8 protein-coding genes and 1 riboswitch are annotated in these 8,758 nt (G+C 70.8%); of the genes, 4 read left to right on the top strand and 4 right to left on the bottom strand.

Annotated elements, in window-relative coordinates:
• Positions 1–213 precede the first annotated feature (213 nt).
• Positions 214–381: riboswitch (cyclic di-AMP (ydaO/yuaA leader) on the top strand.
• Between the two features lies 1 nt (position 382).
• Positions 383–844, top strand: coding sequence for a transglycosylase family protein (locus NYZ95_RS20215; RefSeq protein WP_279307955.1), 462 nt, complete (start codon positions 383–385; stop codon positions 842–844).
• A 48-nt stretch (positions 845–892) separates the two neighbouring features.
• On the opposite strand, the gene NYZ95_RS18230 is transcribed toward NYZ95_RS20215, so the two are convergent.
• Entirely contained in the window at positions 893–2,311 is a 1,419-nt protein-coding gene (locus tag NYZ95_RS18230; protein ID WP_262852765.1) for an APC family permease, read from the bottom strand.
• Between the two features lie 121 nt (positions 2,312–2,432).
• Between NYZ95_RS18230 and NYZ95_RS18225 the strand changes: the two genes are divergently transcribed.
• A complete protein-coding gene (locus NYZ95_RS18225; protein ID WP_262852764.1) occupies positions 2,433–2,702 on the top strand; it encodes a hypothetical protein in 270 nt (89 codons plus the stop codon).
• A 2-nt stretch (positions 2,703–2,704) separates the two neighbouring features.
• On the opposite strand, the gene NYZ95_RS18220 is transcribed toward NYZ95_RS18225, so the two are convergent.
• Complete coding sequence (locus NYZ95_RS18220; RefSeq protein WP_262852763.1) at positions 2,705–3,613, bottom strand: LysR family transcriptional regulator; 909 nt, start codon at positions 3,611–3,613, stop codon at positions 2,705–2,707.
• A 106-nt stretch (positions 3,614–3,719) separates the two neighbouring features.
• Here NYZ95_RS18220 and NYZ95_RS18215 point away from each other — a divergent pair, with 106 nt between their 5' ends.
• Positions 3,720–4,160, top strand: a complete 441-nt coding sequence (locus NYZ95_RS18215) for a CBU_0592 family membrane protein (RefSeq protein WP_262852762.1) — start codon at positions 3,720–3,722, stop codon at positions 4,158–4,160.
• 11 nt (positions 4,161–4,171) lie between these two features.
• On the opposite strand, the gene NYZ95_RS18210 is transcribed toward NYZ95_RS18215, so the two are convergent.
• The gene (locus NYZ95_RS18210) at positions 4,172–4,825 is read right to left on the bottom strand and encodes an MBL fold metallo-hydrolase (protein ID WP_262852761.1); all 654 of its coding nucleotides are present in this window, start codon (positions 4,823–4,825) and stop codon (positions 4,172–4,174) included.
• 31 nt (positions 4,826–4,856) lie between these two features.
• The gene (locus tag NYZ95_RS18205) at positions 4,857–5,555 is read right to left on the bottom strand and encodes a maleylpyruvate isomerase family mycothiol-dependent enzyme (RefSeq protein ID WP_262852760.1); all 699 of its coding nucleotides are present in this window, start codon (positions 5,553–5,555) and stop codon (positions 4,857–4,859) included.
• Positions 5,556–5,693: 138 nt separating this feature from the next.
• On the opposite strand from NYZ95_RS18205, the gene uvrA reads away from it, so the two are divergent.
• Entirely contained in the window at positions 5,694–8,747 is a 3,054-nt protein-coding gene (gene uvrA, locus NYZ95_RS18200) for an excinuclease ABC subunit UvrA (RefSeq protein WP_262852759.1), read from the top strand.
• Positions 8,748–8,758 lie beyond the last annotated feature (11 nt).

Below are 8,758 nucleotides of genomic sequence, written 5' to 3'. Positions count from 1 at the left end.
GGCGCCCCCCCCCCGGGGGGGGGGCCCCCCCCCCCCCCGGGGGGGGGGCCCCCCCCCCCCCCCCGGGGGGGGGGGGGGGGCCGCGCCCCCCCCGCCACCGCACGCACCCTGGGCGGGTTGGGCTTGATGTCTTGTTTGTGTGGGTTAGTCTGTCGAAGGTCTCGCTCGCACGCCGAGTCCCGCCCACGAGCGAGGTCTACCCCGGATGGCCGGTCACGGGGGCCGGCGAACCCTCGACAACCAACGGGCGGGAGTGGGGAACCCATCTCCGGAGCCTCGGCTCCTTGGGGTGAAGCCATGCCGTACGAGCACGACCGCGGCAGGCCGGGCACCTTCGGCCCGAACCCGACAGCTAACCCCACAGGCGTTGTGAAGGGACAACATGTTCAACGCCCTCCGCGCCGCCCGTCGTGGCGTCGCTCTCACGCTGGCGCTCGCCGGCATGGTTCTGGGGATGCTGGTCTTCACCAGCACGCCCGCCAACGCCGCCAAGGACAGGACCTGGCAGCGGCTCGCCAAGTGCGAGTCCGGCAAGCGCTGGCACATCAACACCGGGAACGGCTACCACGGTGGTCTGCAGTTCAGCCCAGGCACCTGGCGTGCGTACGGCGGCAGGAAGTACGCCCGCTACGCGCACAAGGCGAAGCGCCGCCAGCAGATCGCGATCGCCGAGAAGGTCCTCCGTGGGCAGGGGTGGGGCGCCTGGCCGTCCTGCTCCCGCAAGCTCGGGCTGACCACCAAGCACAAGCGGGAGAAGTGGCAGGGATTCGCCCGCAGCGACCGGTACGCCAAGAAGGGTGCCGTCGGCTACTACCCGCGGTGGTGGCGCAAGAAGTTCTGGTGACGGTGACGGCTCGCCGTCGCCTGACGTGACACAGGACCCCGGTGGGGCTCATTCGAGCTCGCCGGGGTCCTTCACGTACGTCTTGGCCCCGTACGCCGCGCGGTTGACGAACCAGGTGATCGCCCAGAGCACGACGCCGATCCCGAGGAGGAGGCCCGCGACCTCGTACTGCTCGCCCGGCCGCCCCGACAGCGGCGTCACGAGGTAGAGCGACGCCAGCCCGCCGATGATCGGGAGGGCCGTCGGCGTCACGAAGTGGTTCGTGTCCACGTGGTCGCGGCGCAGGACCAGTACCGCGATGTTCACGATCGTGAAGACGCCGAGCAGGAGCAGTGCCGTCGTTCCTCCCAGCGTCACGATGGCGTCGTCGCTGGCGCTGAAGACGTACGTGATGAGGCCGCACGCGATCACCGTCGTGAAGAGGATGGCGACCCACGGCGTCTGGCGATGCGCGCCCACGTGCGCGAGCGCCGGGGGCAGCACCCGCTGCTTGGCCATGCCGTAGATGAGCCGGCTGGCCATGAGCATGTTGATCAGGGCGGTGTTCGCGACGGCGAACATCGTGATGAACGGATAGATCTCGTCGATCGGGACGTCGGGAGCGCCGCGCTCGACCACGGTCAGGAGGGGGGTCTCGGAGGCGCCGAGCTCGCCGATGGGGACGAGAGCGACGGCGGTGATCGACACGAGGACGTAGATGAGACCCGTGATCGACAGGCCGGTCAGCATCATCCGCGGGAAGGACCGGAGCGGGTCCTTCGTCTCCTCCGCCATGTTGACCGCGTCCTCGAAGCCGACCATCGCGAAGAAGGCCAGCGAGGTCGCCGTCGTCACCGCGAGGAAGACGTTCTTGTCCTCAGGCGTGTCGAAGGCCACCACTCGGGAGAAGTCGGCGTCGCCCTGCGTCATCGCCCAGATCCCGACGAGGATGACGAGCAGGAGCCCGGTGAGCTCGATCGTCGTGAGGACCACGTTGGTGAGCACGCCGTGGGCGACGCCGCGCAGGTTGATCAGCGCCAGCACGACGATGAACGCCAGGGCGACGAACAGGATGCCGGTGTTGTTCAGGGACAGGTCGAATCCCTGGTCGACGCTGCGGGCCACCAGTCGGGAGGCCGTCGACGCGGACGTGATACCCGAGGACATCACGGTGAAGGCGACGAGGAACGTCAGGAAGTGGATACCGAAGGCCTTGTGCGTGTAGAGCGCGGCGCCGGCGGCCTGCGGGTACTTCGTGACGAGCTCGAGGTACGAGAAGGCGGTCAGTGTCGCGATCACGAACGCGATGATGAACGGCAGCCAGGCCGCGCCGCCGACCTCTGCTGCGACGTCGCCGGTGAGGGCGTAGACGCCGGTGCCGAGGATGTCGCCGACGATGAAGAGCAGGAGCAGCTTGGGGGTGAGGAACCGGCGGAGCTCCGTGGCCTTCTGCTCGTCGGTGGTGGCCTCAGGCTTGCTGTCGCTCATGGGCGCTCCTCGTGGTCCGATTCGAGACCACTCTGGTGCGCGGGACGAAACGGTGCAATCCGGCTCGCCCGGCGCAGGAGGCCTTCGAACACGTGTTCGAGAGACGACGTATTCTGTGCCGGTGGGAACGAACAGGCGGTACGGCACCGACGGGCGCCACGTGGAGCCGCGCGACGGCGGCATGGTGCGCCACGTGTGGGTGTCGCTGAGCCGGTACGAGGCCGACGCCTACCCCGGACTCGTCATCGAGTGGCGGCGCGAGTCGCAGGGATGGGTCGCGCGCGTCGCCTTCGTCCCCGGCAAGCAGGGGGAGGGGACGCTGGTCGAGCAGTGGATCGAGGCGAAGCGCCTACGTCCGGCAGGCCCTCCGCCGCCCCCGCTGGTCGAGTAGTCCTAACCCAGCTCGACGCCGGCCGCGGTGCTCAGCAGCGTGTCGATCACGGCCGACACGGCCGGACCGGGCTCGCGGCGGGTCTGCCGGTGGCGCGCGACGACGCGTCGCGAGCCGAGGCCGGGCACGGCGACGACCTCGACACCGTGGGGGAGGTCCTGCTGGAGCGCGAGCGCGGGGACCATCGCGACGCCTTCGCCCGCCGCGACGAGCGCGAACGCCGCCTCGAAGCTGGAGAACGCGTGCACGGTACGGAGCTGGCGGCCGAGCGCACCCGCCAGGCGTACGAGCGCCCGCGCGGCCGCGACCTCCTTCTCGGCGCCGAGCCACGTGGCGTCGGCGAGGTCGGCCAGCTGTGTCGGGGTCGGGAAGGCGGCCGGGATCACGACCCGCCACGGCTCGTCGAGGAGGATGACGTCGCCCATGCCGCGCGGTGCGCTGACGGGGGAGTCCTCGTCCTGCTCGACGAGCGCGAGGTCGAGCTCGCCGGCGCGCAGCAGGCGCAGGGCGTCCGTGGGCTCGTGCTCGGTGACGACGACCTCGATGCCGGGGTACTCGTCGCGGACCCGGCTCAGCGCGGGGCCGACGATCGCCTGGATCGACGTCTGGAACGCGCCGACGACGACGCGACCGGAGACCTCCTCGCCCATGGTCGCGAGGGTCTTGCGCGCCTCGACGAGCTCGGACTCGATCCGCTCGGCCGTCTCGGCCAGGACGCGGCCGGCGGGCGTCAGCGTGACGCCGCGCGGACCCCGTACGAGGACGTCGAGACCCTCCTCGGCCTCGAGTCTCGCGATCTGCTGGGAGACCGCCGAGGGTGTGACGTGCAACTCGTCCGCGGCCGCGAGGATGCCGCCCGTCCGGTAGACGGCAAGCAGGTACGCGAGACGACGGGGATCGATCGCAGCCATTTAGCAATGCTAAACGCTGGATCAAGAAGACGTCCATTGTGCTAAACGCGATCGCGGCGCACACTGAACGAGCCCCTCACCCAGTACGACCTTCTCGGAGCCGCACATGATCACGTTCGCCGACTTCGTCACCGCCCTCGGGTGGTTCGGCGCCGTCGCGGGCGCTGCCGCGTACCTTCTCGTCAGCCGTGGCCGGTGGAGCGCCTCCTCGGCGCGCTACCAGACGGCGAACCTCATGGGCGCCGGCCTGATGGGCGGCGTCGCGGCGTTCAACCAGGTGTGGCCCTCGGCCGCGGCGAACCTCGTCTGGGTCGTCATCGGCGGGCAGGCGCTGTGGATGATCGTGAGCAAGAAGCGGGCCGACCGGGCCGAGGCCGCTCGGGCGGACGCCGAGACCGCGGTCGCCACCCTGCCCGTGGCGACCGTGTCCGCCGCGCCGGAGCTGCGGTCGTACGAGCAGATCCTCGAGGAGCGCGACCCGACCCTGCAGATGAGCGTCGAGGAGCTGACCGCGATCACCGGCCGCGGGGTCGCCGCCGCAGCCTGACGGCCGGGTGCCTACCAGCCGCGCTGCCGCCACTCGGCGAGGTGCGGCCGCTCGGCGCCGAGCGTGGAGTCGTCGCCGTGGCCGGGGTAGAACCAGGTCTCGTCGGGCAGCACGTCGAAGACCTTGCGCTCGACGTCGTCGATCAGCGACACGAAGTCGTCGTGCGACCACGTCTTGCCGACGCCTCCGGGGAACAGCGAGTCACCGGTGAACAGGTGGGGCATGCCCTCCGGGTCGTCGTACAGCAGGGCGATCGACCCGGGCGTGTGACCCACGAGGTGGATGACCCGCAGCCGGGAGCGCCCCACGGGGATCTCGTCGCCCTCGGTCACCACCGCGTCGATCGGCACCCCGATCGCCTCGGCGTCCTCGGCACCGGCGAGCGTACGCGCGCCCGTCGCGGCGACGACCTCGCCGAGCGCCTGCCAGTGGTCGCCGTGGCGGTGGGTGGTGACGACGGCCGCGAGCCCGGCCTCGCCGACGACCTCCACGAGGGTCGCGGCGTCGTTCGCGGCATCGATCATGACCTGCTCGTCCGTGTGGCGGCACCGCAGGACGTAGGCGTTGTTGCTCATCGGGCCGACCGCCACCTTGGTGACGATCAGGTCGGTGAGCTCGTGGACGGCGGGCGTCCCTCCGACCGTGACCTTGCCGGTGTACGTCATCGCGTCTCCTCTTCGTGCGGTCGCGCCGCGGTCAGCGCCACGCGGCGAGCTCGGGCAGCGTGCCGGTGGTGCTGAGCGACGGGCCGACGAGGCCGCGTGTGACCCACGCGAGGAGGTCGGCCTGCGTACCGGACACCGTACGGCCTCCGCCGTCGCCGACGCCCAGGCCCGAGTCCACGGCCCGCAGGGCGAGCGGCTCGCCGGCGCGCTCGGAGAGGTCGCGGGCGGCGTCGTGCATGGCGAGCGAGACCCAGCCCGGCGGCCACCGGTCCGGCGTGTAGCAGAGGTCGAGGTCGTAGTGGTGGAGGATCACCTCGGTCGCCCGCATCATCGGCAGCCAGGAGCCCACGACCTTGCGGCCGGCCCGGGCGGTCACGGTCGCCGCCCACGCCTCCTCGGGCAGGCCCCGGGCGGTGACGATCCAGCGGACGGACGCCTCGGTCAGGTCGTCGAGGAGGGCGTCGGCACTGCGGCCCGCCCCGTCCTCGATGTCGGCGGCGCGCTGCTCCGGCGAGGCGTACATCGCCTGCTCCTCGCCGGTGCGCGCCCAGGTCAGCAGCCGTACTAGGGCGTCGGCGTTGCGGGCCAGGTGCGTGACCACGTGGCCGCGGGTCCAGCCCGGCAGCAGGCTCGGTGCGCGCATGTCGGCGTCGTCGAGGCCGTCGAGGGCGACGAGCAGCTCGCGCGTACGGGAGTCGACGAGGTCGATGACGTCGTTCGGGGTCGCCATGACCCCACCCTGCCAGGTCGCGAGGCACGTTCCTGTCAGGCCCCCTCGCTACGATGGAGAAGGTGGGTCGAGCCCTGCTCGGGTGGCGATCCGCGCCCTGACGTCCCAACCGGCGCGACCCCCAGGAAGGCTGAACACGTGGCAGATCAACTGCTCATCCGCGGCGCTCGCGAGCACAACCTGAAGGACGTCTCCCTCGAGCTCCCGCGGGACGCGATGATCGTGTTCACGGGTCTGTCGGGGTCCGGCAAGTCCTCGCTCGCGTTCGACACGATCTTCGCGGAGGGCCAGCGACGCTACGTCGAGAGCCTCTCCGCGTACGCGCGCCAGTTCCTCGGGCAGATGGACAAGCCCGACGTCGACTTCATCGAGGGCCTGTCGCCGGCCGTCTCGATCGACCAGAAGTCCACCTCGCGCAACCCGCGCTCGACGGTGGGCACGATCACCGAGGTCTACGACTACCTCCGCCTGCTGTACGCCCGCATCGGCCACCCGCACTGCCCGGTGTGCGGCGAGGCGATCACGCGCCAGACGCCCCAGCAGATCGTCGACCGCATCATGGAGCTCGACGAGGGGACGCGCTTCCAGGTCCTCGCGCCGGTGATCCGCGGCCGCAAGGGCGAGTACCTCGACCTCTTCCGGCAGCTGCAGTCCCAGGGCTACAGCCGCGTGCGCGTCGACGGCGAGGTCCACAACCTCGCCGACGAGCCGCCCAAGCTCGCCAAGCAGAAGAAGCACCACATCGAGGTCGTGGTCGACCGCCTGGCCGTCAAGCCGACGGCGCAGCAGCGCATCACCGACTCGATCGAGACGGCGCTCAACCTCGCGGACGGCCTCGTCCTGCTCGACTTCGTCGACCTCCCGGAGGACGACCCGCGCCGCGTACGCCGGTTCTCCGAGAAGCTCGCGTGCCCCAACGACCACCCGCTGGCCGTCGACGAGCTCGAGCCGCGGTCGTTCTCGTTCAACGCCCCCTTCGGCGCCTGCCCCGAGTGCTCCGGTCTCGGGACGCGCATGGAGGTCGATCCCGAGCTGGTCGTCCCCGACCCGTCGCTGTCCCTCGACGACGGCGCCATCGCGCCGTGGTCGTCGGCTCACGTCGCCGACTACTTCGGGCGGCTGATCGACGCGCTCGCGGAGGAGCTGGACTTCGCCACCTCGACGCCGTTCGAGGACCTCCCCGCGGCCGCCCGCAAGGCGCTGCTCGAGGGCCACCCGACGCAGGTGCACGTCCACTACCGCAACCGGTACGGGCGCGTGCGCTCCTACTGGAGCTCGTTCGAGGGCGTGATCCCGTACGTGGTCCGCCGGCACGCCGAGGCGGAGTCCGACACCACGCGCGAGCGCTTCGAGGACTACATGCGGGAGGTGCCGTGCCCGACCTGCGGCGGCACCCGCCTCAAGCCGGTGATCCTGGGGGTCACCGTCACGTCGGCCACCCAGGGCGAGAAGAACATCGCCGAGGTCTCCGCTCTGTCGATCGAGGAGGCCGCCCGCTACCTGAGCGACCTCGAGATGTCCGAGCGCGAGGCGCAGATCGGTCAGCACGTCCTCAAGGAGATCCACGAGCGGCTGCGCTTCCTGCTCGACGTCGGCCTCGACTACCTCAGCCTCGACCGGGCCGCGGGGTCTCTGTCCGGCGGTGAGGCTCAACGCATCCGCCTCGCGACCCAGATCGGTGCCGGCCTGGTCGGCGTCCTGTACGTCCTGGACGAGCCGTCGATCGGTCTCCACCAGCGCGACAACCACCGCCTCATCGAGACGCTCGTCCGCCTCCGCGACCTCGGCAACACGCTGATCGTCGTCGAGCACGACGAGGACACGATCCGCGCGTCCGACTGGGCCGTCGACATCGGTCCCGGTGCCGGCGAGCACGGAGGCCAGGTCATCGTCTCGGGTCCGGTCAGGGACCTGTACGACTCCGAGGACTCGATCACCGGGGCGTACCTGTCGGGGCGCCGCGAGATCGCGGTGCCGGCCGAGCGGCGTCCGCGCCGCGAGGGCCACGAGCTCGTCGTCCGCGGCGCCCGCGAGCACAACCTCAAGGGCATCGACGTCGCGTTCCCGCTCGGTCAGCTGGTCGCGGTGACCGGGGTGTCCGGCTCGGGCAAGTCGACGCTGGTCAACGACATCCTCTACACGTCGCTCGCGCGGACGATCCACAACGCGCGTGCGCTGCCGGGGCGCCACAAGGACATCACCGGCGTCGACCTGGTCGACAAGATCATCCACGTCGACCAGTCGCCCATCGGTCGGACGCCCCGCTCCAACCCGGCGACGTACACGGGTGTCTGGGACCACGTCCGCAAGCTGTTCGCGGCGACCCCGGAGGCGAAGGTCCGCGGCTACCAGCAGGGACGCTTCTCGTTCAACGTCAAGGGCGGGCGCTGCGAGGCGTGCTCCGGCGACGGGACGATCAAGATCGAGATGAACTTCCTCCCCGACGTGTACGTGCCGTGCGAGGTGTGCCACGGGGCGCGCTACAACCGCGAGACGCTCGAGGTGCACTACAAGGGCAAGACCGTCGCCGACGTCCTCGACATGCCGATCGAGGAGGCGCTGGAGTTCTTCGAGGCGATCCCGGCGATCAGCCGTCACCTCAGCACCCTCGTCGACGTCGGGCTCGGGTACGTGCGCCTGGGTCAGCCGGCACCGACGCTGTCCGGTGGCGAGGCACAGCGCGTCAAGCTCGCGGCCGAGCTCCAGAAGCGTCAGACCGGCCGGACGCTGTACGTCCTCGACGAGCCGACGACCGGTCTGCACTTCGAGGACATCCGCAAGCTGCTCGGCGTCCTCGGACGACTCGTCGACCAGGGCAACTCGGTGATCGTCATCGAGCACAACCTCGACGTCATCAAGACCGCCGACTGGCTCATCGACATGGGCCCCGAGGGCGGCAACCGAGGCGGGACGCTGGTCGCCGCCGGCACGCCCGAGGAGATCGCCGCGCACCCCGACAGCTACACCGGCGAGTTCCTCGCGCCGCTGCTCAAGGGGCGCGAGGCGAAGCAGCCGACGCTCCAGCCTGCGCTCGACCTCACGCCGACCGGCCGTACCCGCAAGGGCTCTGGCCGTACGGCGTCGGCGAAGGCCGCGAAGGCCTCCGCGCGCGAGGCGGCGAAGAAGACGACGGCGAAGAAGCCGGCGGCCAAGAAGGCGCCTGCCAAGAAGAGCGCGGCCAAGAAGGCCTGACGCGAGGCACG

This window comes from Mumia quercus (assembly GCF_025506335.1).
GTDB lineage: Bacteria > Actinomycetota > Actinomycetes > Propionibacteriales > Nocardioidaceae > Mumia > Mumia quercus.
Note: the sequence above shows the minus strand (reverse complement) of the source record. Positions and strands in the feature narration are given on the sequence as shown.

Coding starts and splice junctions, on each gene's coding strand:
- NYZ95_RS18210 (WP_262852761.1), bottom strand. CDS start 4,825: ATGACGTACACCGGCAAGGTCACGGTCGGAGGGACGCCCGCCGTCCAC.
- NYZ95_RS20215 (WP_279307955.1), top strand. CDS start 383: ATGTTCAACGCCCTCCGCGCCGCCCGTCGTGGCGTCGCTCTCACGCTG.
- NYZ95_RS18205 (WP_262852760.1), bottom strand. CDS start 5,555: ATGGCGACCCCGAACGACGTCATCGACCTCGTCGACTCCCGTACGCGC.
- NYZ95_RS18220 (WP_262852763.1), bottom strand. CDS start 3,613: ATGGCTGCGATCGATCCCCGTCGTCTCGCGTACCTGCTTGCCGTCTAC.
- NYZ95_RS18230 (WP_262852765.1), bottom strand. CDS start 2,311: ATGAGCGACAGCAAGCCTGAGGCCACCACCGACGAGCAGAAGGCCACG.
- NYZ95_RS18215 (WP_262852762.1), top strand. CDS start 3,720: ATGATCACGTTCGCCGACTTCGTCACCGCCCTCGGGTGGTTCGGCGCC.